Raw genomic sequence first — 23,282 nt, 5'->3', positions numbered from 1 at the left:
AGAAAAGATGGCACAACCTATTACAGAAATTAAAAAGCCTCTTCTAAGCGAGGAAGAAAAAAAACAGCAAAAATTAGAAGACTTGACTTCTCTGCTGGCAGATAATGAAGAAGCGCTGAATCGTATTCTCGGTATTGTCGGAGAACTTAACGACATGGGTGTTCTTGAAGCTGCTGATTCAATGATTCAAGCAAAAGAAAAAATCTCAAAAATTGCGCTTCATCAAATTTCTAGAGAACCCGTAACCAATTTAATTAATACCCTTATGGGTGCAAGCAGCGGTTTGATGAAGGCAGACCCAGAGGTAACTGCTAAACTTGTTAACAGTGCAACAGCTGGTATGAACGAAGCAAATGAATATGTAAAAACAGGAAAAAAAGTAAGTGCGTTAGCTCTTATAAAAGCGCTAAATGATCCAGATGTTAATCGTGCAATTGGATTTGGGCTTCACTTTTTAAAAGGAATGGGCAAAGCGTTGGAAGAGTAAATAAGGCAGCGACTTGAAAGTTTTTCCCTTTCAAGTCGCTGTTTTCTTTTTAGGAAGTCCTTTTCTAAGTGAACGTGATATAGTTATACTAAATTGCTCTACTAAAACTAATTGAGGTGACACGATGCAACAATACTTTAAACCCTTATTCGCACTATTATTTTTAATTATGTTTACTGCTGCTTGTTCGAACGGAACAAATACGAGTCAATCAGCGGCTCAGCACCAAAACGTCAGCTTAACGATATCCGCTGCAGCCAGCTTAAAAGATGCGCTTACCGATATTCAAAAGCAATATGAAACAAAGCATCCGAATGTCGACTTAAAATTTAATTTTGGGGCTTCAGGCTCGCTGCAACAGCAAATCGAAAACGGCGCACCGGCTGATTTGTTTTTTTCAGCAGCGGAAGATAAGTTTGATGCACTGGTAAAGTCAGGAGTTATTTCTAAAGAAAATGGAACTGACTTGGTTGGCAACGATCTTGTGCTTATCGTCCCAAAGAATAATTCGGCTGCCATCAAAAATTTTGAAGATCTATCAAAGCCTGCTGTTCAAAAAATTTCACTTGGCATACCGGAATCCGTTCCTGCCGGACAGTATGCAAAAGAGACTTTTGAACACATGAATCTGTGGACAAACATTGAGCCTAAAACCGTCTATGCAAAAGACGTACGCCAGGTGCTTTCCTATGTGGAGACAGGAAACGTTGAAGCTGGAGTTGTTTATAAAACCGATGCGTTGATTTCAAAAAAAGTGAAGATTGTCGCCACTGCAGATCATAGCACTCACAAACCAATTGTATATCCTGTAGGCGTTATTAAGGATTCGAAACATCCACAAGAAGCAAAGGATTTTTATCAATTTTTACAAAGTAAGACGGCTCTTAACACGTTTAAAAAATACGGTTTCACTGCGAATTGAGATTGCTATGATTCAAGAGTTTTTATCTCCTCTTCAGCTATCGCTTAAAATTGCATTAGTAGCGGGATTTGTCGTGATTATTCTAGGCACTGTTATAGGAAAACTGTTATCAAGGAAACACTTTAAGGGAAAAGTGATGGTTGAAACGGTGTTGATGCTACCATTGGTCCTGCCTCCGTCCGTTGTTGGATTTTTATTGATTGTCATATTCGGAAAACACAGCCTACTCGGCCGAGCAATTGAATGGGTCTTTCAACAACCCGTTATTTTTACGTGGTGGGCAGCTGTTATTGCATCCGTTGTCGTTGCGTTTCCCCTTATGTATCAATCTGCCAAAACGGGCTTCCAAGGCGTTGATCATGAAATTGAAGACGCAGCTCGAGTAGATGGTGCAAGCGAATGGAAAGTCTTTTTCTTTATTTCCATTCCTTTAGCTTCTAAAGCTATCGTAACAGGAGGTGTGTTAAGTCTGGCAAGAGCACTCGGAGAATTTGGAGCCACTTTGATGTTTGCTGGCAATATTCCAGGTGAAACTCAAACTGTTCCTACCGCTATCTACGTCGCGATTGACTCTGGAAACATGAATCTCGCTTGGCTATGGGTTATCTCGATCGTCTTTCTTTCCTTTCTTATGCTGCTTTTTGTTCAGCTTAAACAAAAGTAAAAGGATGCCTCTTTGTGTAAGAGGCATCCTTTTACTTTTGTACCGCTTTTTCAATTTTACATACATCATAAATTAAAAAGGAGCTAATCAAATGTAGATCATACATGTGATTAGCTCCTGTTATAAGTAAAGTAAGCCACCAAAAATATGTATTTGGTGGAGACGGTGGGAGTCGAACCCACGTCCAGAAATATCGCCACTTAAGCGTCTACGAGTGTAGTTGGCATATTGATAATTCGCGAGCTGTTCTGCCTACCAACAGGCGTCCCAGTCGCTAGTCTGATTATTCTCTTCCTTCGTCCTCAGACGGCGAACTCCGGCGTAGCCCACTTAAAGTGAGTCCCTTACCCTACCACATGGGCGATGGAGGGAGGAACCGCTAAGCTACTATTATGCAGCTAAAGCGAAGTTATTGTTAGATTTGCCAGTTATTATTGGCGTTGATGTTTTAACGAGGCCATCTCCTCGACTCGCAACCTAAGCTCGAACTACCCCTGTCGAATCCGTAACGTCCCCATATAAAAGGGAGTCGGAATGTGTAAGAAAAGTCCTTACATCAGATAGCGACTTCAGTGTGCAAAATGAAATCTAACTGATAACAATATTTATTATATCACAAAATGAGCATTTTGCAATTGTAAGATTTTGTAATATCACATCTTTTGGCGATCACGAAATGCTCGTTCGATATCGCGCTTGGCTTCTTTGCGCTTTAGGTCTTCACGCTTATCATATTTCTTTTTACCCTTACCAAGCCCTAGTAAAACCTTTGCGTATCCGTTTTTCAAATACACTTTTAAAGGAACTAGTGAATAACCTGTTTCTTTTGAATAGCCAATTAACTTGCTGATTTCGCGTTTATGCAGTAATAGCTTTCGTGTACGAAGTGGCTCATGATTGTATCGATTGCCTTGTTCGTAGGGACTAACGTGCATATTGTGTAAAAATACTTCTCCATTTTGCACACGAGCAAAAGAGTCCTTTAAATTCACACGGCCATTACGAATTGATTTGATTTCCGTTCCTTGTAGAACAATACCCGTCTCATATGTTTCTTCAATAAAAAAGTCGTGGCGGGCTTTTTTGTTTTGTGCAATTAATTTCCCTTCACCTTTTGGCATACAACGTTCCTTCCCTTCAGCCGTACTTACGTATATGTATGATATTATGTATCATTTTACTGTATGGAAATCTAAACAACAACTAAAACGTTTAATAGAGCTGTTTTGAAGCAGAAGGGCTACCCTTCTGCTTCACTGCTGTCGATTATTTGCGCTTTTTCTTTTTGCGCTTAACGTTTGGAGCGCCTTCGAAGAATCTTTTTTTCTTTTTCTTCTTTGGTTTTTGAGTAGACCACTCTTCATTTTTGCTTCGGCTGCCCTCTCGACCTTTTCCTTTATCATCTTTGCGTGACTTTTGTTTTGCTTTAATCACTTTAGGACGATCTTTAGATAAGCGTTTGCGGCCTTCTTTCATTCCCACAATAACAAAGTCCACTGAACGCTCGTCTTTATTCACATCGGCAACTTTTACTTCAATTTCGTCTCCAATTCGGAAGACGTTGCCCGTTCTTTCTCCAATCATCGCATAGTGACGTTCGTCGTAACGATAATAGTCATCCGTTAGGTCACTAACATGAACTAACCCTTCAATCGTATTTTCTAGCTCCACGAACATTCCAAAGTTTGTAACAGAGCTAATAATACCATTAAATACTTCCCCAACTTTATCAGCCATAAACTCAGCTTTTTTCATATCGTCCGTTTCTCGCTCAGCGTCAACTGAACGACGTTCCATATTAGAAGAATGCTCAGCAATATCAGGCAGAAGCTCGCGCCATTTTTCTTGCGTTTGCTGATTTGTTTTTCCTTCAATTAAATACGTACGAATGAGACGATGAACGATTAAATCCGGATAACGACGGATTGGAGACGTAAAATGCGTATAGAATTCAGCTGATAAACCAAAGTGGCCTAAACTTTCTGCTTCATATTTCGCTTGTTTCATCGAACGAAGCATAACAGTTGAAATAACCATCTCTTCAGGCGTACCCTTTACTTCTTCTAAAATATCTTGCAGCGCACGCGGATGAATATCGTTGCCTGTCCCTTTCACTGTATAACCAAAGTTTGTAATAAACTCTAAGAAACGAGTAAGCTTCTCTGCATCTGGATCTTCATGAATACGATAAATAAACGGTACGTTCATCCAGTGAAAATGTTCTGCTACTGTTTCATTCGCCGCCAGCATAAATTCTTCGATTAGCTTTTCAGCAACTGAGCGTTCACGCAAAATAACATCGTGCGGATGGCCATCATCGTCTACCAATACTTTTGCTTCTTTGAAATCAAAATCAATGGCACCGCGATCCATTCTCTTTTTACGAAGAATAGCCGCCAGCTTTTCCATACGCTCAAACATCGGAACGATTGGCTCGTAGCGTTCTAACACTTCTTCATCTTTATCCACTAAGATTTTGTTCACGTCTGAATACGTCATTCGTTCTGTCGTTTTGATGACACTTTCAAAAATCTCATGTTTGACTACTTCACCTTGTGGATTAATTTCCATCTCACAAGAAAGCGTAAAACGGTTAACTTTTGGATTTAATGAACAGATTCCGTTAGATAAACGGTGAGGAATCATCGGAATAACTCGGTCTACTAAATAGACGCTTGTTCCGCGCTCTGCTGCTTCTACATCAATCGGAGAACCTTCTTTAACATAGTGACTTACATCTGCAATATGAACGCCTAATTTGTAGTTTCCGTTTTCAAGCTCTGTAACCGTTACAGCGTCATCTAAATCTTTTGCATCTGCTCCGTCAATGGTTACAATAACTTGATCCCGAAGATCGCGGCGGTTACCGATATCTTTTTCATCAATTGTCTCAGGTGTATCAATTGCTTGCGTTAAAGCGTCAGCAGGAAATTCTTGAGGAAGACCGTGCTTATGGATAACAGAAATGATATCGATCCCCGGATCGTTTTTATGTCCAAGAATTTGAACAACTTTTCCTTCTGCATTCATGCGGCCTTCCGGATAGGTTGTCAGCTCTACTACTACTTTATGGCCTTCAACGGCACCGTTTCTTGCTGCTTTCGGAATGAAAATATCACCTGCAATTTTTTTGTCATCCGCAATCACAAAGCCAAAATTTTTGCTTTGCGTATACGTACCTACAATTTGCTGGGTACCTCGTTCTAAGATTTTTACAATGGTTCCTTCACGACGAGCACCTGATGATTCTGATAACACTCTTGCAAGCACAATATCTCCGTGCATAGCATTGTTTGTTTCAGTAGGCGGAATAAATACATCACCTGCATCTTTTTCTTCAGGAACTACAAACGCAAATCCTTTTGCATGTCCGCTTACTTTCCCTTTGACAAAATTCATTTGTTCCGGCAGCCCGTAGCGGTCATTTCTTGCTCGGATAATTAAACCCTTCTCTTCCATAATAACAAGTGCCTTAACAAACTCTTTGAATGACTCTGCATCCTCAGTATTAAATTCTTTTGCAAGCTCTTGGACAGTCAAAGGTTTATAATTATCCCTTTTCATAAAATCCAATATTTCATTCATATAGGGCTGATTTTCTTCTTTCACATCATGTCCCTCCTTTTTCTTTATTCGTATTATCTCTATTACCAATCAAGTGATTCCAAAAATGCATATACATCCTCGTGAAGCTGATCACGCTCTTTATCAAAGGTAATGGTATGACCAGATTCTTCGTACCATTTTATATCTTTTGTAGGAGACTCGACGCTATTATAAATAATATTGGCGCTGTCTGTATTAATCATATGATCATGACGACCTTGTACAACAAATGTCGGTGCATAAATCATATCAACTGAATTTCGCACTTCAGCGATTAATTCCTGTAAAGACTTTAATGTGTTCATTGGTGTTTGTTTGAACTCTTCCATTTCTTGTTCAATCTGTTCAGACGATTTACCTTCACGCTTTTTATATTCGCGTGCATACGCTAAAACACCTTCATACATGACTTCTTCACTCTTTATATACATAGGCGCGCACATAGGCACAATACCCTTTATAGGTACAGTGTAACCTAATTTCAGTGAAAATACGCCACCTAGTGAAAGACCTACAGCGGCAATACTTTCATGGCCTTTGCTTTTCAAAAACTCATAGCCTTCCATGACATCTTTCCACCAATCTTCTGGACCAGTATGAACAAGCTCTTCAGGGGCTACACCGTGTCCTTTATAGTGAGGTGCGTGGCATGTGTATCCTTTTTTCTCTAAAAAACGACCTAACATACGAACATCAGCAGAATTTCCGGTAAAACCGTGAAGTAATAAAACAGCTTTTTCGCCGCCTTCAAATGTAAATGGCTTTGGTTGTGCAATTTTCATATATTATTTAACTCCTTTTAGTTATAATATCTGCAGTCATAATAGAAAAAAACATGTATTTATGTGACGGTCATCACATAACAGGAGATGTGACCGTCAACTTTTACGCTTTTATACTATATTTAGTACTTTTTTCTAAAGCTATATTATATCATTACCTAAAAATGAAATTAAAGTATTCAACACGCCCATTAAAAAAGCCACCTAATGCATACATAAGTTGGTATACACCAAGTACGTATGCATTAGGTGGCAGTCTATCCAGTAACATATTAAAGTTTGAAATAAGATACAGCAAGTGTTAACGCAAAGAATAAGATAGATAACACTACTGTCAAACGGTGTAAAACTAAGTCAATTCCACGTGCTTTTTGTTTTCCAAATAACGTTTCAGCTCCACCGGAAATAGCTCCAGATAATCCAGTAGTTTTGCTTGATTGTAAAACGACCACAACAATCAATGCAATTGAAACAATCACTAGTAAAGTAATCAGCAATGTATGCACTAAGACACACCTCCTACACCAAGTAATAGTCAATCAGCGGGGTTTCTTCATCCCTTCTGATTGGCATTACCGGGGATAAAGTACGCGCACTACGCTAAGGTTAATTTATCACAAAAACCCCCCTCATACAAGTAATGACAGCGAAATACACCGGATTTTAACATAAAAAAAACGGATGACAATCGTCATCCGTTTTTTATGATTTCAACTTATTTTTTTAAGTTGTAGAAAGATTTAGCGCCATCGTATACAGCTAGAACACCTAGCTCGTCTTCGATGCGTAGTAATTGGTTATATTTCGCAATACGGTCTGTACGGCTCATAGAACCAGTTTTGATTTGGCCAGCATTTGTTGCAACAGCGATATCAGCGATTGTTGCATCTTCAGTTTCACCAGAACGGTGAGAAACTACTGCTGTGTAACCAGCACGTTTAGCCATTTCAATAGCTTCGAACGTTTCAGTTAATGTACCGATTTGGTTAACTTTGATAAGGATAGAGTTACCTACGCCTTGTTCGATACCTTGAGAAAGTTTTTTCGTGTTTGTTACGAATAAATCGTCACCAACAAGCTGTACTTTGCCGCCAATGCGCTCAGTTAATAGCTTGTGACCATCCCAGTCATTTTCGTCTAAACCGTCTTCGATTGAAACGATTGGGAATTCGTTAACTAACTGCTCGTAGAAATCTACCATTTCAGCAGAAGTTACGCCTGTACGGCCTTCACCTGCTAAGTCATATTTACCAGTTTCTTTGTTGAAGAATTCAGAAGAAGCAACGTCCATACCTAATTGGATGTCTTGACCAGCTTTGTAGCCAGCTTTTTCGATTGCTTCAACAATTACTTCTAATGCTTCACGGTTAGAACCAAGGTTTGGAGCGAATCCACCTTCGTCACCTACAGCTGTGTTTAAGCCTTTTGCAGATAGAACAGATTTTAACGCGTGGAATACTTCAGCACCCATACGGATTGCTTCTTTGAATGTAGGAGCTCCTACAGGTAAAATCATGAACTCTTGGAAGTCAACGTTGTTATCAGCATGAGAACCACCGTTGATGATGTTCATCATTGGAGTTGGTAATTGCTTCGCGTTGAATCCACCAAGGTAACGATATAATGGAAGACCTACGAAGTCAGCTGCTGCGTGAGCTACTGCCATAGATACACCAAGGATAGCGTTAGCACCTAATTTACCTTTGTTTTCCGTACCATCTAGCTCAATCATAAGGCGGTCGATACCGATTTGATCAGTTGCGTCCATACCTACTAATTCAGGAGCGATAATTTCGTTTACGTTTTCTACTGCTTTTAATACACCTTTACCTAGGTAGCGAGATTTGTCACCATCGCGTAATTCTACTGCTTCGTGTTCACCAGTAGAAGCACCACTTGGTACGATTGCGCGTCCGAAAGCGCCTGATTCAGTATATACTTCTACTTCAACTGTTGGGTTACCGCGAGAATCTAATACTTCGCGTGCATAAATGTCAAGAATTGTTGGCATTTTAAAACTCTCCTTTATAATTAATTATTTAATTAATGTTTTACCTGTCATTTCTTTTGGCTGTGCTACATCTAGAAGAGTAAGCATTGTAGGAGCTAGATCCCCTAGAATACCGTCTTCACGAAGCTCTAAGCCTTGTTTGGTTACAATTACTGGAACAGGATTCGTTGTATGAGCCGTCATTGGATTACCTTCAAGTGTAATCACTTCATCAGCATTACCATGGTCTGCTGTGATAATTGCTGTACCGCCTTTAGCTAAAATTGCATCTACAATTTTGCCTAAGCACTCATCTACTGTTTCAATTGCTTTTACCGTTGGTTCTAACATACCTGAATGACCTACCATATCAGGGTTTGCAAAGTTTAATAAAATAGCGTCCTGCTTATCGCCCTCGATTTCTGCAAGCAACGCGTCCGTCACTTCATAAGCACTCATCTCAGGTTTCAAGTCATATGTTGCTACTTTTGGTGAATCGATTAAGATACGTGTTTCACCAGGAAACTCTGCTTCACGTCCACCGCTCATAAAGAACGTTACGTGAGGATATTTTTCCGTTTCAGCAATACGAAGCTGCTTTAAGTTATTTTGAGATAATACTTCACCAAGCGTATTATCTAAGTTAATTGGCTTAAAGGCTACATATCCGTCAACTGTTTCGCTGAAGTGAGTTAAACATACAAAATGTAAGTTTTTCGGATGTTTTTCACCGCGATCAAATGAGCGGAAATCTTCGTTTGCGAACGTATTTGAAATTTGAATTGCGCGATCGGGACGGAAGTTGTAGAAAATGACTGCATCTTCGTCTTGAATTGTCGCAACTGGCGATCCGTCTTCTTTTGTAATAACAGAAGGTAAAACGAATTCGTCATAGATTCCATTTTCATATGAATCTTTTACGCACTCTTCAGCGCTTGTATATGATGGACCTTCACCGTACACCATTGCGCGGTATGATTTCTCTACGCGCTCCCAGCGTTTATCGCGGTCCATTGAGTAGTAACGTCCTGAAAGTGTTGCAATTTCACCAACGCCGTACTCTTCAATTTTTTCATTAAGTTCTTTTAAATACGTTTCAGCAGATTGAGGTGCTACGTCACGACCATCTAAGAAGCCATGAATGTAGACTTTTTCTAAGCCTTCACTCTTAGCTAGACGCAATAATGCATAAAGATGTTCGATATGACTGTGTACACCGCCATCAGATAAAAGTCCGAAAAGATGAAGGTTTGTACCCTTTTCTTTTGCGTGCTTTACAGCTGCTACAAGCGTTTCGTTTTGTTCAAACTCGCCTTCACGAATTGCTACGTTTACACGAGTTAAGCTTTGGTACACAATTCGGCCTGCGCCGATGTTTAAGTGACCTACTTCAGAGTTACCCATTTGGCCTTCTGGTAAGCCTACAGCTTCTCCAGACGCCTGAAGTGTAGCATGAGGATACTCGTTCCAGAAACGGTCGAAGTTTGGTTTTTTTGCATGTGTTACCGCATTACCTTTATCTTCATCGCGTAATGCAAAACCATCTAAGATGATTAATGCTACTGGCTTTTTACTCATTACTTACCAGCCTCCAAAAGCTGTAAGAAAGAATCTGCTTCTAAGCTTGCTCCACCTACTAAAGCTCCGTCAATGTCTGATTGAGACATATATTCTTTAATATTAGCAGGCTTTACGCTACCGCCGTATTGAATACGTACAGCATCTGCAACATCTTGAGAGAATTGTTCTGCAACAACGCTACGGATGTATGCACAAACTTCGTTTGCACCTTCAGCAGTTGAAGATTTACCTGTACCGATGGCCCAGATTGGCTCATATGCGATAACCGTTTGTTTTACTTGCTCATCAGTTAGACCAGCTAATGCTTTTTGTACTTGATTAGCTACAACTGTTTTTGTTTGGTCTTGTTCATACTCTTCGTTTGTTTCACCGCAGCAAACGATTGGTGTTAAACCGTGTTTGAATGCAGCAATTGTTTTTTGGTTTACTGTTTCGTCCGTTTCAGCAAACATTTCACGACGTTCAGAGTGTCCTAAAATTACGTAGTTCACACCTAGGTCTGCTAATGCAACAGGGCTCACTTCTCCAGTGAACGCACCGTTTTCTTCGAAGTGCATGTTTTGTGCACCAATTTTTAAGTCTGTGCCTTTAGTCGCTTCTACTAAACGATCTAAAAATAGTGCAGGTGCACATACTACTGAATCTACGCTTTCGGGAGATGGTACTGCTCCTTTTACTTCTTCAACAAAGCTAGTTGCTTCAGAAAGTACTTTGTTCATTTTCCAGTTTCCTGCAATAATTGGTTTACGCATGTGTAACACCGTCCTTTGTTTATTGTGGGTTTTCCCTTCACGCGTTAGATGTCCAAGAGGGTGCTGTTAAAAGTGATTCGGTCCCTTTTATCTCTTGGTCATCCTTCTTCGCTGCTTGATAATTATTTATATTATCAGTCGTCAGGTCGGTCCTCCGTCTTACTGAAACATAAACTTACTTATCGTTTAGTGCAACTACGCCTGGAAGTTCTTTACCTTCCATAAACTCTAGTGACGCACCGCCACCTGTAGAAATATGGCTCATTTTATCAGCTAGGTTGAATTTTTCAACAGCTGCTGCAGAGTCTCCTCCGCCAATTACTGAATATGTGTCAGTTGCTTCTGCTAAAGCTTCCGCTACTGCTTTTGTTCCGTTAGCAAATGCGTCTAATTCAAACACACCCATTGGTCCGTTCCAAATAACTAACTTAGAGTTTTTGATTACGTCAGCATAGATTTCACGCGTTTTCGGTCCTGCATCTAAGCCTTCCCAATCGCTTGGAATGTCTTCAATTGATACAACTTGAATATTAGCATCATTTGAGAAGTCATCTGCTACTACCACGTCCACTGGCATGTAGAAGTTTACTCCGTTTTTCTTAGCTTTTTCCATGAAAGATTTTGCAAGTTCAATCTTGTCTTCTTCAAGAAGTGATTTACCTACTTCATGGCCTAGTGCCTTAATAAATGTGTAAGAAAGTCCTCCACCGATGATTAAGTTATCTACTTTATCAAGTAAGTGGTCAATTACACCGATTTTGTCTTTAACTTTTGCTCCACCAACGATTGCAGTAAATGGACGTTCTGGGTTTGACAATGCTTTTGAAAGCACATCAAGCTCTTTTTCCATTAAGAAACCTGCTACTGCTGGAATGTGTTGAGCAATTCCTTCTGTTGAAGCATGCGCACGGTGAGCTGCACCGAATGCATCGTTTACGTATACATCTGCTAATTCAGCAAACGCTTTTGCTAATTCAGGATCGTTTTTCTCTTCGCCTGGGTAAAAACGTACGTTTTCAAGTACTAAAACATCGCCTTCGCTCATGCCGTCGATTGTTTTCTTTACTTCTTCACCAAAAGCTTCGTCAGCTTTTGCAACGTCTTTACCAAGAAGAGCTTGTAAACGTTCTGCAACAGCATTTAGACGTAATTCTTCAACAACTTCGCCTTTTGGACGTCCAAGATGGCTAGCTAAAATTACTTTTGCACCTTGTTCTACTAAATATTGAATAGTAGGAACAGCTGCACGAATACGAGTTTCGTCTGTTACTTTTCCGTCTTTCATTGGTACGTTAAAGTCTACGCGACAAAATACTCGCTTTCCTTTTACATCGATGTCTTTCAACGTTTTTTTGTTCATCGTTAAAAGGCCTCCTTAAGTATTTATGGTACTAAGCAAGTAGGCTTCTATGTAATCATCAATCCACAAACCACCGTACATTTCATTTTATATATTGGCGCCTTTCTATATAAAGTGAAACTCCAGTTAGCTGTTTATGACGCTTTTTCATGTAGAAGCCAATACATAAATCAAGGAAGAGGGGGTATGCCCCTCTCTTCCTTAGCAAGTCTTATTATAGTCGTTCTATTTTCAGATATCCAATAAAAAAGGAAAGTCTAGTCGATTTCTGTCTTATTGAATAAAATAGAAGCGAATTTTAAGTTATTCTTATAGTCCTTTAGCAGCGATGTATTGAGCAAGGTCTACTACACGGTTAGAATATCCGCTCTCGTTATCGTACCAAGAGATAACTTTAACCATGTTACCTTCCATTACCATTGTAGATAATGCATCGATTGTAGAAGAGTTGATGTTACCGTTGTAGTCACCAGATACTAGTGGCTCTTCGCTGTAACCAAGGATGCCTTTAAGATCGCCTTCAGCAGCTTCTTTAAGAGCGTTGTTTACATCTTCAACAGTTACTTCTTTGTCAAGTTCAGCAACTAAGTCTACTAAAGAAACGTTTGGAGTTGGAACACGCATAGCTCCACCGTTTAATTTACCTTTTAATTCAGGTAATACTAGAGATACAGCTTTAGCAGCACCAGTTGAAGTTGGGATGATGTTTTCAGCAGCTGCACGAGCACGACGGTAATCTTTGTGTGGTAAGTCTAAGATTTGTTGGTCGTTTGTGTAAGAGTGAACTGTTGTCATCATTCCGCGTTTAAGACCGAACTTGTCGTTTAACACTTTAGCAAATGGCGCTAAGCAGTTAGTCGTACAAGAAGCATTTGAAATTACGTTGTGGTTAGCTGCATCGTATTTGTCTTCGTTAACACCCATTACGATTGTGATGTCTTCATCAGATGCTGGAGCAGAGATAATTACTTTTTTAGCTCCTGCTTCTAAATGTTTTGCAGCGTCAGCGCGTTTTGTGAAGAATCCAGTAGATTCAACAACGATTTCTACGCCTTGTTTGCCCCAAGATAATTGAGCTGGGTCACGTTCAGCAGAGATTTCGATTGTTTTACCGTTTACTACTAAGTTGCTACCATCTACTACTACTTCTGCATCTAATTTTCCGTGTACAGAATCATATTTTAGAAGGTGAGCAAGCATGTTAGCATCTGTTAAGTCATTGATTGCTACTACTTCAACGTTATCATTTTTTAAAGCTGCGCGGAATACATTACGGCCGATACGACCAAATCCGTTAATACCAATTTTTACTGCCATGGGTATTTCCTCCTTGAATGTAAAAAGTATTTTTTTATATGAGGGATTAATTAAAATCCCTTACTAACTCTTTTGCGGCGCCTTCATCTGTAATGAGAATCGAATCATGCGCTTGTTGCATAAACGCTTTAATTGCCTTTGCTTTTGATGATCCTCCTGCAACAGCAATAACACATTTATTGTTCTTTAAATCATCGAGTTGTATGCCAACTGTTTTAACTTTATGAACAACTTCGCCTTGATGATTAAAATAGTATCCAAATGCCTCACCTACAGCATGTCCATTTTTCACTTTTTCTAAGTCAGCTTGTGGTGTTTTACGGCGTTCTGCCATTGTCATAGCGTCTCCTATTCCGTGAACAACCATACCAGCGGACTTGATTAAATGAAGCATGTCTTTAATAGATGGCTCACCGATAATGGATCGGTATGCTTCATCACTAAGCTGATCTGGAACATGAAGCAAGCGATAGTGACTCATGGACTTTTCAGCCATCTTAGCACAAATCGTGTTTGCTTGGTTTTGTACATTTTCACCTAGCCCTCCGCGAGCAGGTACAAAAAGCACATCAGGGTGTTTTGAATCAGGTGTCATCATTTCGGCAACGGCGGCAAGCGTTGTACCACCTGTAACAGCAACGGTATTTTTTTCACCAACAAGGCGCTCCTTGATACATGAAACAGATGCTCGACCCATTTCATTTTTGACCCAAGGAGACTGATCACTATCTCCAGATACAACAACAACTTCTGATAAAGAAAACGCCTCTTTTAATGTTGTTTCCAATAATCGAAGTCCTGAAACTTCCTTCATTACTTCTTCTAATTCAGCTAGAAGTAGTTCTCCCACGTTTGTAAGCGTCATCCCACTAGGGTAAATGTCAATCAAATCTTGTTCTTTTAAGAATGTTACTTCGCTTCGTAACACACGCTCTGTGAGCCCAAGGCTTACAGCTAAGTTTCTGCGACCAATCGGCTGCATTAAACGTATGTATTGCAAGATTTGATAGCGCTTTTGCATAACTGAGAGAAGTTCAGGTAATAATTTTCGTTGTACTTCTATTAAAGAACGCATGTTAAAATCCCCTTAAGGCATAAACTTGCTGGACATATTTTGTCCCGTATAGACATATTATGTCCCACCTTGCGCAAAAAAAATTCACCCTGCTACAAAATCTATTCTAACAGGAGTGAATCCTTTATTCAACTCATGTGTTGCCTATTTTTAAAAGTAAGCGTTTTCTTAGTGGAATACCTGTTATTTTTCCATATTCCACTTCTTCTTCGTCCATTTCTACTACAGGAATCGCAAGTTGATACTTTTCCAGCCACTCATCGTTTTTGTAAATATCTCGTTCAATAAGCTGAAAGGGAAACTCAGACTGCATCTCTGCAAGCAGCTTCTTTGCATCATCGCATAAGTGACAGCCATTTTTGGTATACAGTACGACTTCCACATTCCCACTCCTTTACTGCGTGACAAAAAGTTTTCGTTGACTGGATGGCAGAACATTTAATTGGTCTCGATATTTGGCTACCGTTCTTCTTGAAATAGTAACGTTATAATTGCTTTGCAAGACGTTAGCCAACTGCTGATCTGAAAGCGGACGCTGTTTGTTTTCTTCTGATACTAGCTTTTTAAGCAGTTCTTTTACGTGAGTTGTAGAAGTCGCTTCGTTGTTGCCCAGTTGAATACTAGTTGAGAAAAAAGATTTCATTGAAAAGGTGCCAAAAGGCGTTTGAATATATTTGTGCCGAGTAGCACGGCTAATCGTTGATTCATGCACAGACGTTTGCTCTGCTACTTCCTTCATTGTTAACGGCTTCAAATACGACGGACCCTTCTTAAAAAATGCTTCTTGTTCAACGAGTAAGGTATTCATTAACGCGTTTAATGTGTCTTTGCGTGTGTGTAAACTTTTCATAATCCATTGAAATTCACGGTATTTCTCTTGCAAATAAGAAAACATTTCTTGGTTCTGCCTATTTTTCAGCTGAAGTTTGTATTGTTCATTGACTGAAAGACGAGGTTCCAAATCCTCATTTGCATAAGCAACGACATTTCCATCTTCAACTTTTACAATAAAATCCGGTACAATGAATCGTTCATTGGACTTCATATAAAATGATCCAGGACGAGGATTTAATTTCTTAATCTGTTCATGTAATTGTTGAAGAGCTTCAAGTGAGATTTGACATAACTTTGAGATTTTCATCCATTTTTTATACGCAAATTCCTCAAAGTGATGTGTCAAAATTTGCTCTATTTTTTCTGTCCATTGATTACTTCTTTTTAATTGAAGCATTAAGCACTCTTGTAAACTTCTCGCCCCTACTCCTGCCGGGTCCATCTGCTGCACAAGTTGAAGAGCCTTTTCAACCTGCTCTTGACCTTGGCCAAGCTGGTTAGCAAGTATGATTAACTCATCGTGCAAATAGCCAGCATCATCCAGACTATGAATAACAAACTCAACGGCTGCCTGCTCACATTCATCTAATTTTAATAATGCGGATTGATTCATTAAATGTTCGTACAGCGTTTCTTTAGGAGCTGGTATACTGCTCATATAATCTGTTGAATCAGAAGTTGCATGATTTTTTTGATTGTGAGATGTATTGACGGGCAGCTCTGAAAAATCTATAAGCGGATTTTGAAGCGCCTGCTCATGTAAAAACGCTACAATATCCATCGATGAATATTGTAAAAGAGAAATAGCTTGTGATAATTCTTTTGACATCGTCAGTTTTAACGACTGCTGCTGAAATAATCCAATCTCCATTATTTCTCCCCTCCCCTTCATCTATTTTACTATAAAAACGCTTTCAAAGAGCATTTAACTATTTTTTATATGTAATTTTTTCATCAAAAAATCTCCGTCAACCTTTGTTAACGAAGCATTTCATCCTATTTTTAGTTACTAACCATCAAAAAAGTAATAGAGCTATACACCTTTATAACTTTTCATTATAATTCGCGCCTACTACATGATCCGAGTACTAATTCGACATGACGTTTTCTTCGTCATGTCGAATTTTCTGCATTTGTATAATATATAGAAGAATTGCTTATTGAATAGTTTGTGCCATTTGCATAAACTTGTCTAAGTTTTCTGCGTCATTTTTCGTAAAAATGGTTAGCTTCATTGGTTTCTTTCCTTTAACCAACACGGCGTTTACCGTATGATCGCCAGATGTGGCTTCATACCAAACTGAATCTTTGAAGATTCCATTCTCTTCAAGATTCTTTTTCTCTGCTGCATTTTTATTAACTGCTGTTGCCGTTTGTTTAACAGATTGAGCAGCGTCATCCAGCGATGCTTCTGATGAAAGCATTTCAATACGCATAAATTGAGAATCATCTGAAGTTAACACTAACGCATCTTTTCCAGGTTCTTCACCCGTTAGTTTATAGCCGTCCATTACTTGAATAGAATAATCTTGTTCTGGGCTTTTTGTTAGTTTTGTTTCTGAAGAAGACCTTGACTGTCCACCTTCCGCCGTTTCGCTAGTCGATGATTGACTTCCTGAAGGTTCGGCTGAGACCTCAGCAGAATCCGCATCTTTTTTCGACTCTTCTTTTGCAGCGCCTGATGTTTGATCAGATTTAGAAGCTGTATCCTGCTGAACATTTTCTGCTTGATCATTAGACTTCGGCTGAGCAGAATCTTCGTTCGTCCCGCATGCAGATAGTAATAGGGCTACCGATGCACTGACGATGAAAAGTTTGTTCATGTATTTCATATTTATTCCTCCTCCGTGTTTCTTTTCCTTATATACTGTTTTATAGTATTCTGACAAATTCCGCAACCGGTACAATGGAATTAATTTCTTGCTTCCTTACGCGTATAAAGGGTTATAGAAGGAAAATAAATATTATTTTTTGAAAAGATGAGCCTTTTTACTCAAAATAAAAAACGTTGCGTAATCCGCAACGTTTTAAGACGCCCTCGACAGGATTCGAACCCACCCTAAGAGAACCGGAATCTCTTGTGCTATCCACTACACTACGAGGGCATATTTGTCACAACTTCCATTATAGGAGAGAAAACTTCTCTTTTCAATAGAATACTACGTTTATTTTTTTTAGAAGGGGGAAAAATTTTAATAATGTCAAAGAGGAATACATAGTCTTTTAAGCGAATATGTGTAGTAGAGGTTCTTTTGTTTGACCTTTATTGACCATACGTGTATTATAGGTACATAACAAATTATTCTTGTTAAGGAGGAATTTAATATGAACTTAATTCCTACAGTTATTGAACAAACAAACCGTGGTGAACGTGCTTATGACATTTATTCACGTTTATTAAAAGACCGCATTATTATTTTAGGTAGTGCTATTGATGATAATGTAGCTAACTCGATCGTTTCTCAGCTTCTATTCTTAGCTGCTGAAGACCCAGAAAAAGATATCTCACTTTATATCAACAGCCCAGGTGGCTCTATTACAGCTGGAATGGCTATCTATGATACGATGCAATTCATTAAGCCAAAAGTTTCTACAATTTGTATCGGTATGGCTGCATCAATGGGTGCTTTCTTACTGGCTGCTGGTGAAAAGGGCAAACGTTTTGCTCTTCCAAACAGCGAAGTAATGATTCATCAACCTCTTGGTGGTGCTCAAGGACAAGCTACTGAAATCGAAATTGCGGCAAAACGTATTCTATTCTTACGTGAAAAACTAAATTCAATTTTAGCTGAGCGTACAGGTCAACCGTTAGAAGTGCTACAACGTGATACAGATCGTGATAATTTCATGACTGCTGAACGCGCTTTAGAATACGGTCTAATTGACAAAGTATTAGAAAACGACCCTAAATAAGAAAAAAGCCTTTCCCACTTTGGGAAAGGCTTTTTTATGCATCGTTCTCTACGTAAGCGACTAACGCATCCATTGCTTCTTTTTCATCTACCCCTTCAACAATGAGCGTAATAAGAGAACCGTTATTAATCGCTAAGCTCATTAACCCCATGATACTTTTAGCGTTGACTACTTTCTCATCTTTCTTCAAGTACACATCAGATGTAAAACGAGTTGCTTCTTGCACGAATAGTGCCGCAACACGAGCTTGTAATCCCGTTTTTAATTTTACTTCTACTTGTTTTTCCATGATAAAATCCTCCCCCTTGCAATTCCCCTTATGTGACTGGCTGACCGGCGCGAAGCTTGTCTGCTATTTGGTCAATTTTACGCAACCGATGGTTAATGCCTGATTTGCTAATTTGACCTCCAGATACCATCTCACCAAGCTCCTTTAACGTAACGTCTTGATATTCCACACGCAAACGAGCAATTTCTCTTAGCTTTTCTGGTAAGATATCTAATCCAGCTGTTTCATCAATATAACGAATGTTTTCCACTTGACGAATGGCCGCTCCGATTGTTTTATTTAAGTTAGCTGTTTCACAATTAACTAAGCGATTAACGGAATTCCGCATATCTCGGACAATTCTTACATCCTCAAACCGTAAAAGAGCGTTATGGGCTCCAATGATATTTAGAAACTCCGTAATTTTTTCAGCTTCTTTCAAATAGTTAATATAGCCTTTTTTTCGTTCTAATGTTTTACTATTCAATTGAAATTCGTTCATTAAATTGCATAAAGCTTCGTTGTGCTCTTCATACAATGAAAAGATTTCAAGATGGTACGATGATGTCTCCGGGTTATTAATAGAGCCGCCGGCTAAAAATGCGCCTCTTAAGTAGGATCGCTTACAGCATTTCTTTTGTACTAGCTCTGGTGAAATACGATGTGTAAACGTAAATCCTTCTTCTACAATTTTTAAGTCTTCCAAAAGCATTCTTGTTTTCTCTACTAATCGAACAATATACACATTGTTTTTCTTCAGCCGCATTTTCTTACGCACAAGCAGCTCTACTGACACATCATAATTTTTCTTAAGCAGGACATAAATGCGTCGAGCAATCGCTGCGTTTTCAGTTTGGACATCAACTGTGAATTTTTTATTCGAAAAAGAAAGTGAACCATTCATTCGAATTAATGCAGAGAGCTCTGCTTTTGCACAGCAATCTTTGACTTCTAAATTCGTTAACTCTTTTTTTGTTTCTGATGCAAATGACATAACTTCACCTCCAATCTACATACGGAAATAGTGTTAAACACCCGTATTCGCTTTACCTTGCAGCGATGTCAGCATAGAATACACAAGCTTTGCTACTTTTTTTGTATCATGCCTAATTACGCTGCCGTCATACTGAATAATTTGATCTTCAATCACTTCTAAACCTAATTTCAGCAATACTTCACGGTCATATTCTACAGGCTGAGCCTGCTCTACTTGATATTTCTTTTTTAAAGGTGCCGGAATAGGTGCATTATTGACGATAATCGCATCTAAAAACGCACACGGCATATGGTTGTAAAGCGCTTTAATATGATCACTTGCCTTAAAACCCAATGTCTCACCCGGCTGCGTCATCACGTTGCACACGTACACTTTCTTTGCTTTTGTCGAACAAAGCTCATTACAAATATCTTGCACCAGTAAATTCGGCAAAATACTTGTATAAAGACTTCCCGGTCCCAATACAATTAAATCAGCGCGTCGAATAGCTTTTATTGTCTCGACAAGCGGTTTCACATCGGCAGGCGATAAAAACACTTTATTAATTTTTTTATTAACTTCTGGAATTTTAGATTCACCTGTTACGATGGATCCATCTTGCATCTCCGCATGCAGCACAACACTTTGATTAGCTGCCGGAAGCACTTTCCCTCTGACGTTTAGTACTTTGCTCATTTCTCGTATAGCATGCACAAAATCGCCAGTAATAGACGTCATAGCTGCAAGCAACAAATTGCCAAGAGAATGGCCTGTAAGCTCATTTCCTGTATCAAATCGATGTTGAAAAAGCTCTTCAACTAGTGGCTCTACATCAGATAAAGCAGCTAGCACATTTCGAATATCACCAGGAGCAGGGATTTCAAGTTCATCGCGCAATCGGCCAGAACTTCCCCCGTCGTCTGCTACGGTTACGATGGCTGTAAGATCAAGAGGGTATTCCTTCAACCCTCTTAACAGCACTGGTAAACCCGTTCCTCCCCCAATGACGACAACTTTTGGAAGCTGTTCACTGCTCATCTATGATTTTCCTTTCTCCTCTCAATGTCACGATGAGAAATATGAGTTTTGTATTCATTCTGGAAATGGTGACCTAAATATTCAGCTAATGTGACGGAGCGATGCTGTCCGCCTGTACACCCTATAGCGATGACCAGCTGGCTTTTACCTTCTCGCTTGTACTGCGGAAGCATAAACGAAAGTAGGTCTACCACTTTTTCAATGAACTTTTGAGTTTCCGTCCATTTTAATACGTAAGAAGAAACCTCTTCTTCAAGCCCTGTTTTAGGACGCATATGGTCAATATAGTGAGGGTTTGGCAAAAAACGCACATCAAAGACTAAGTCAGCGTCAATAGGCACCCCGTATTTAAAACCAAATGACATCACATTAACAGTAAAAACTTGTGAAGCATGCGAAGAAAACTGAGTTAAAATCTTTTCTCTAAGCTCTCTTGGCTTTAACTCTGATGTCTCATAAATAAGCTGAGCTCTTCCTTTTAACTCCTCAAGCAGCTCCCGTTCCATACCAATTCCTTCTAACGGTAAACCTGAAGGAGCTAGCGGATGTGAACGTCTCGTTTCTTTGTAACGCGTCACCAGTACAGAATCTTTTGCATCTAAAAATAAAATTTGTGGCGTGACCCACGTTGTTTCACTCATGTTATCTAATGCTTCAAATAGGCTTTCAAAAAACTCTCTGCCTCGCAAATCCATAACAAGAGCAACTTTATTCATTTTATTCCCTGACTCTTTCATGAGTTCTAAAAATTTCGGTAGCAATGTAGGGGGTAAATTATCTACACAAAAGAACCCTAAATCTTCAAAACTCTGAATTGCTACTGTTTTTCCTGCACCTGACATTCCAGTAATAATCACTAATTGAATATCGCTTACAGACCCAGTACTCATTTTTCATCCCCCTCAATCTATGCATACATGTCTATTTATCATTAACAAGGATCAATTCGATAAGATAATAACTCGAAATCCGTTGTATACGTAAAGTTGCCATAAATAACACCCGACCCTTTTGCTACATAATCGATAATGTGATGATCTCCCGGTGCCATCGGCAATTCACTTACTTCACTCAAATTATGCCAACCGAGTTTGCCTTCTTCTGATTCTAGCACATTTGTCCCATCAAAATCTGTAGCAAAAAAAGTAAACATCATCCACTCAGATGAAATTTGATCGTTTTCTTTCATCGTAAAAGTAAAAATACCTTTTACAGTGGGATTTTTCAAATAAATTCCTGTTTCTTCACGAAATTCTCTTACAACAGAGTCTTTTACAGATTCTCCTTGCTCCATTTTCCCACCCGGGGCCACCCACCAGTTTCTTCGTGGCTTTTGAAGCAACAATACTTTATCGTCTTTCATTAATACACAATTTGTGACCCTTTGCATGTTTTCCACCTCATCATATGTATACTGACATTTTCTTTTATTATACTACGAAACAAACTTCTCTCACAACGGAGATGAACTAACTATTACTAAATTTTCTGAAAATAAACGCTTGCTGTTATATACGTAAATTCAATCTGTTATAGTCAAAAAAAAGAGGCATAGGAACACGTCCTATGCCCGACATACATATATTTTATAAAAGGGGGTCAATTACTATCTATATAGTACCCCATCAATGTTTCACAGGTGTTACAGAACAGTTAAAACCGAATTACGTTTTGTAAACGATTGATTTCAGCCTTATTGCTGAATAGCTTTTAACTTTTCTTTTAACTCTTCTACATAGTGCTGAGCCGCTTGAGCAGCAATGCTGCCATCACCTGTAGCTGTTACAATTTGACGAAGAGCCTTTTCACGAACGTCTCCAGCTGCGAACACACCTGGTACTTTTGTTTCCATTTGCTCGTTCGTTTCAATATATCCTTCTTTATTCGTGATGTTTAGGCTTTCGAATGGTTTTGTTAGTGGAACCATTCCAACATAAATGAATACGCCGTCCGCACCAAACTCGCGCTCTTCCCCTGTTTTCGTGTCTACTAACGTTACGCTGCCTACTTTACCGTCTTTTTCATTTACTTCTTTGACTGTTGTATTCCAAATAAAATCAACTTTTTCGTTGTCAAATGCACGCTGCTGTAGGATTTTCTGCGCGCGAAGCTCATCGCGTCGGTGAATAATTGTTACTTTTGTTGCGAAGCGTGTTAAATATACGCCTTCCTCAACCGCAGAGTCTCCACCGCCTACAACGACTAGCTCTTTACCTTTAAAGAATGCACCGTCACATACAGCACAATAAGATACGCCGCGGCCGCCTAGTTCTTTTTCTCCAGGCGCACCTAATTTTTTATATTCAGCACCAGTAGCAACGATTACTGAACGTGTTTTATATTCTTTGCTGCCTGCACGAACTGTCTTGTATTCTTCTCCGTCGATGATTTCTTTAATATCACCGTACGCATATTCCGCACCGAATTTTTTTGCATGCTCAAACATTTTGTTAGAAAGGTCAGGACCAAGGATATGATCATAACCTGGATAGTTTTCTACATCTTCCGTATTAGCCATTTGACCGCCTGGAATTCCGCGTTCAATCATTAGTGTTGATAAATCTGCACGAGATGTATATACAGCAGCAGTCATACCTGCTGGACCTGCCCCAATAATAATGACATCATAAATTTTTTCTTCTGTCATTTCTTTACACTCCTTTTAGGAAATTCCTTCGTAGTTGATTCCAAATTTATGGATAATTATTTCGTTACCA

At 39.2% G+C, this 23,282-nt stretch carries 23 protein-coding genes, 1 tRNA gene and 1 other RNA gene; 4 read left to right on the top strand and 21 right to left on the bottom strand.

All coding sequences use genetic code 11. The features are described from left to right. Positions 1-7 precede the first annotated feature (7 nt). The 3 genes from ACH0CI_RS19845 (at position 8) to modB (ending at position 2,073) form a co-directional block, all read left to right on the top strand. Positions 8-487, top strand: coding sequence for a helical membrane plugin domain-containing protein (locus tag ACH0CI_RS19845; protein WP_033580426.1), 480 nt, complete (start codon positions 8-10; stop codon positions 485-487). A gap of 124 nt (positions 488-611) precedes the next feature. Next, positions 612-1,409, top strand: a complete 798-nt coding sequence (modA, locus tag ACH0CI_RS19840) for a molybdate ABC transporter substrate-binding protein (protein WP_033580425.1) — start codon at positions 612-614, stop codon at positions 1,407-1,409. A gap of 7 nt (positions 1,410-1,416) precedes the next feature. Next, a complete protein-coding gene (gene modB / locus ACH0CI_RS19835) occupies positions 1,417-2,073 on the top strand; it encodes a molybdate ABC transporter permease subunit (protein WP_034264255.1) in 657 nt (218 codons plus the stop codon). A gap of 154 nt (positions 2,074-2,227) precedes the next feature. On the opposite strand, the gene ssrA is transcribed toward modB, so the two are convergent. The 15 genes from ssrA to ACH0CI_RS19760 all read right to left on the bottom strand — a co-directional run bounded on the left by ssrA (position 2,228) and on the right by ACH0CI_RS19760 (position 17,475). After that, positions 2,228-2,589: a transfer-messenger RNA gene (gene ssrA / locus ACH0CI_RS19830) on the bottom strand. 137 nt (positions 2,590-2,726) lie between these two features. After that, positions 2,727-3,194, bottom strand: a complete 468-nt coding sequence (gene smpB, locus ACH0CI_RS19825) for an SsrA-binding protein SmpB (RefSeq protein WP_013059694.1) — start codon at positions 3,192-3,194, stop codon at positions 2,727-2,729. A gap of 145 nt (positions 3,195-3,339) precedes the next feature. Further along, on the bottom strand, positions 3,340-5,682 hold the full coding sequence (rnr, locus tag ACH0CI_RS19820) for a ribonuclease R (protein ID WP_071269831.1): 2,343 nt from the start codon (positions 5,680-5,682) through the stop codon (positions 3,340-3,342). Positions 5,683-5,720: 38 nt separating this feature from the next. Further along, positions 5,721-6,461 carry an alpha/beta hydrolase gene (locus tag ACH0CI_RS19815; RefSeq protein WP_029714523.1) on the bottom strand — a complete coding sequence of 247 codons (741 nt, stop codon included), beginning with the start codon at positions 6,459-6,461 and terminating at the stop codon, positions 5,721-5,723. A gap of 272 nt (positions 6,462-6,733) precedes the next feature. Then, positions 6,734-6,967: a preprotein translocase subunit SecG gene (gene secG, locus ACH0CI_RS19810; RefSeq protein ID WP_014457843.1), complete on the bottom strand. Its 234-nt coding sequence runs from the start codon at positions 6,965-6,967 to the stop codon at positions 6,734-6,736. Positions 6,968-7,176: 209 nt separating this feature from the next. After that, entirely contained in the window at positions 7,177-8,472 is a 1,296-nt protein-coding gene (eno, locus tag ACH0CI_RS19805; protein WP_028412055.1) for a phosphopyruvate hydratase, read from the bottom strand. Positions 8,473-8,496: 24 nt separating this feature from the next. Continuing rightward, positions 8,497-10,029, bottom strand: a complete 1,533-nt coding sequence (gpmI, locus tag ACH0CI_RS19800) for a 2,3-bisphosphoglycerate-independent phosphoglycerate mutase (RefSeq protein ID WP_028412054.1) — start codon at positions 10,027-10,029, stop codon at positions 8,497-8,499. Further along, on the bottom strand, positions 10,029-10,784 hold the full coding sequence (gene tpiA / locus ACH0CI_RS19795; RefSeq protein ID WP_013085385.1) for a triose-phosphate isomerase: 756 nt from the start codon (positions 10,782-10,784) through the stop codon (positions 10,029-10,031). Before tpiA ends, gpmI begins: the two co-directional genes overlap by 1 nt. A 175-nt stretch (positions 10,785-10,959) precedes the next feature. Continuing rightward, positions 10,960-12,144, bottom strand: a complete 1,185-nt coding sequence (locus ACH0CI_RS19790; protein ID WP_014457840.1) for a phosphoglycerate kinase — start codon at positions 12,142-12,144, stop codon at positions 10,960-10,962. A gap of 309 nt (positions 12,145-12,453) precedes the next feature. Then, positions 12,454-13,461: a type I glyceraldehyde-3-phosphate dehydrogenase gene (gene gap / locus ACH0CI_RS19785; protein ID WP_013059702.1), complete on the bottom strand. Its 1,008-nt coding sequence runs from the start codon at positions 13,459-13,461 to the stop codon at positions 12,454-12,456. 46 nt (positions 13,462-13,507) lie between these two features. Beyond that, positions 13,508-14,536 (bottom strand): sugar-binding transcriptional regulator, encoded by a 1,029-nt coding sequence (locus ACH0CI_RS19780; protein WP_071269834.1) that lies wholly within the window; start codon positions 14,534-14,536, stop codon positions 13,508-13,510. A 133-nt stretch (positions 14,537-14,669) separates the two neighbouring features. Beyond that, positions 14,670-14,918, bottom strand: coding sequence for a glutaredoxin family protein (locus tag ACH0CI_RS19775; RefSeq protein WP_406902121.1), 249 nt, complete (start codon positions 14,916-14,918; stop codon positions 14,670-14,672). A 12-nt stretch (positions 14,919-14,930) separates the two neighbouring features. Then, on the bottom strand, positions 14,931-16,241 hold the full coding sequence (gene rpoN, locus ACH0CI_RS19770) for an RNA polymerase factor sigma-54 (protein ID WP_406902120.1): 1,311 nt from the start codon (positions 16,239-16,241) through the stop codon (positions 14,931-14,933). A 286-nt stretch (positions 16,242-16,527) separates the two neighbouring features. Beyond that, positions 16,528-17,202 (bottom strand): hypothetical protein, encoded by a 675-nt coding sequence (locus tag ACH0CI_RS19765; protein WP_028412049.1) that lies wholly within the window; start codon positions 17,200-17,202, stop codon positions 16,528-16,530. Between the two features lie 201 nt (positions 17,203-17,403). Beyond that, positions 17,404-17,475 (bottom strand) — tRNA-Arg (locus ACH0CI_RS19760). 220 nt (positions 17,476-17,695) lie between these two features. Here ACH0CI_RS19760 and clpP point away from each other — a divergent pair. Beyond that, positions 17,696-18,283: an ATP-dependent Clp endopeptidase proteolytic subunit ClpP gene (gene clpP / locus ACH0CI_RS19755; RefSeq protein WP_013059707.1), complete on the top strand. Its 588-nt coding sequence runs from the start codon at positions 17,696-17,698 to the stop codon at positions 18,281-18,283. Positions 18,284-18,317: 34 nt separating this feature from the next. Here clpP and ACH0CI_RS19750 read toward each other — a convergent pair whose 3' ends face one another. The 6 genes from ACH0CI_RS19750 to trxB form a co-directional block, all read right to left on the bottom strand. Continuing rightward, positions 18,318-18,572: an HPr family phosphocarrier protein gene (locus ACH0CI_RS19750; protein WP_013059708.1), complete on the bottom strand. Its 255-nt coding sequence runs from the start codon at positions 18,570-18,572 to the stop codon at positions 18,318-18,320. 28 nt (positions 18,573-18,600) lie between these two features. Further along, a complete protein-coding gene (whiA, locus tag ACH0CI_RS19745; protein ID WP_013085390.1) occupies positions 18,601-19,545 on the bottom strand; it encodes a DNA-binding protein WhiA in 945 nt (314 codons plus the stop codon). Positions 19,546-19,578: 33 nt separating this feature from the next. Further along, entirely contained in the window at positions 19,579-20,565 is a 987-nt protein-coding gene (locus tag ACH0CI_RS19740; protein WP_028412048.1) for a gluconeogenesis factor YvcK family protein, read from the bottom strand. Beyond that, positions 20,562-21,455 carry an RNase adapter RapZ gene (rapZ, locus tag ACH0CI_RS19735; protein WP_013059711.1) on the bottom strand — a complete coding sequence of 298 codons (894 nt, stop codon included), beginning with the start codon at positions 21,453-21,455 and terminating at the stop codon, positions 20,562-20,564. The genes ACH0CI_RS19740 and rapZ overlap by 4 nt, the downstream gene beginning before the upstream one ends. A gap of 41 nt (positions 21,456-21,496) precedes the next feature. Then, positions 21,497-21,955 carry an 8-oxo-dGTP diphosphatase gene (locus ACH0CI_RS19730; RefSeq protein ID WP_013059712.1) on the bottom strand — a complete coding sequence of 153 codons (459 nt, stop codon included), beginning with the start codon at positions 21,953-21,955 and terminating at the stop codon, positions 21,497-21,499. Between the two features lie 303 nt (positions 21,956-22,258). Continuing rightward, positions 22,259-23,212 (bottom strand): thioredoxin-disulfide reductase, encoded by a 954-nt coding sequence (trxB, locus tag ACH0CI_RS19725; protein WP_013059713.1) that lies wholly within the window; start codon positions 23,210-23,212, stop codon positions 22,259-22,261. Between the last annotated feature and the right edge of the window lie 70 nt (positions 23,213-23,282).

It is taken from the genome of Priestia sp. 179-F W1.4 NHS (assembly GCF_045369295.1).
GTDB classification, from domain to species: domain Bacteria; phylum Bacillota; class Bacilli; order Bacillales; family Bacillaceae_H; genus Priestia; species Priestia zanthoxyli.
The sequence above is the reverse complement of the archived record's forward strand: the minus strand, read 5'-3'. Positions and strand labels throughout refer to the sequence as shown.

What these genes read in the sequence shown, in the direction of transcription:
- tpiA (WP_013085385.1), bottom strand. Translation starts at nt 10,784, where the DNA reads ATGCGTAAACCAATTATTGCAGGAAACTGGAAAATGAACAAAGTACTT.
- modA (WP_033580425.1), top strand. Translation starts at nt 612, where the DNA reads ATGCAACAATACTTTAAACCCTTATTCGCACTATTATTTTTAATTATG.
- smpB (WP_013059694.1), bottom strand. Translation starts at nt 3,194, where the DNA reads ATGCCAAAAGGTGAAGGGAAATTAATTGCACAAAACAAAAAAGCCCGC.
- rapZ (WP_013059711.1), bottom strand. Translation starts at nt 21,455, where the DNA reads ATGAGTACTGGGTCTGTAAGCGATATTCAATTAGTGATTATTACTGGA.
- ACH0CI_RS19790 (WP_014457840.1), bottom strand. Translation starts at nt 12,144, where the DNA reads ATGAACAAAAAAACGTTGAAAGACATCGATGTAAAAGGAAAGCGAGTA.
- whiA (WP_013085390.1), bottom strand. Translation starts at nt 19,545, where the DNA reads ATGTCATTTGCATCAGAAACAAAAAAAGAGTTAACGAATTTAGAAGTC.
- gap (WP_013059702.1), bottom strand. Translation starts at nt 13,461, where the DNA reads ATGGCAGTAAAAATTGGTATTAACGGATTTGGTCGTATCGGCCGTAAT.
- gpmI (WP_028412054.1), bottom strand. Translation starts at nt 10,029, where the DNA reads ATGAGTAAAAAGCCAGTAGCATTAATCATCTTAGATGGTTTTGCATTA.
- ACH0CI_RS19765 (WP_028412049.1), bottom strand. Translation starts at nt 17,202, where the DNA reads ATGAAATACATGAACAAACTTTTCATCGTCAGTGCATCGGTAGCCCTA.
- ACH0CI_RS19845 (WP_033580426.1), top strand. Translation starts at nt 8, where the DNA reads ATGGCACAACCTATTACAGAAATTAAAAAGCCTCTTCTAAGCGAGGAA.
- modB (WP_034264255.1), top strand. Translation starts at nt 1,417, where the DNA reads ATGATTCAAGAGTTTTTATCTCCTCTTCAGCTATCGCTTAAAATTGCA.
- ACH0CI_RS19750 (WP_013059708.1), bottom strand. Translation starts at nt 18,572, where the DNA reads ATGGAAAAACAAGTAGAAGTAAAATTAAAAACGGGATTACAAGCTCGT.
- clpP (WP_013059707.1), top strand. Translation starts at nt 17,696, where the DNA reads ATGAACTTAATTCCTACAGTTATTGAACAAACAAACCGTGGTGAACGT.
- eno (WP_028412055.1), bottom strand. Translation starts at nt 8,472, where the DNA reads ATGCCAACAATTCTTGACATTTATGCACGCGAAGTATTAGATTCTCGC.
- trxB (WP_013059713.1), bottom strand. Translation starts at nt 23,212, where the DNA reads ATGACAGAAGAAAAAATTTATGATGTCATTATTATTGGGGCAGGTCCA.
- ACH0CI_RS19730 (WP_013059712.1), bottom strand. Translation starts at nt 21,955, where the DNA reads ATGCAAAGGGTCACAAATTGTGTATTAATGAAAGACGATAAAGTATTG.
- ACH0CI_RS19815 (WP_029714523.1), bottom strand. Translation starts at nt 6,461, where the DNA reads ATGAAAATTGCACAACCAAAGCCATTTACATTTGAAGGCGGCGAAAAA.
- rpoN (WP_406902120.1), bottom strand. Translation starts at nt 16,241, where the DNA reads ATGGAGATTGGATTATTTCAGCAGCAGTCGTTAAAACTGACGATGTCA.
- ACH0CI_RS19780 (WP_071269834.1), bottom strand. Translation starts at nt 14,536, where the DNA reads ATGCGTTCTTTAATAGAAGTACAACGAAAATTATTACCTGAACTTCTC.
- ACH0CI_RS19740 (WP_028412048.1), bottom strand. Translation starts at nt 20,565, where the DNA reads ATGAGCAGTGAACAGCTTCCAAAAGTTGTCGTCATTGGGGGAGGAACG.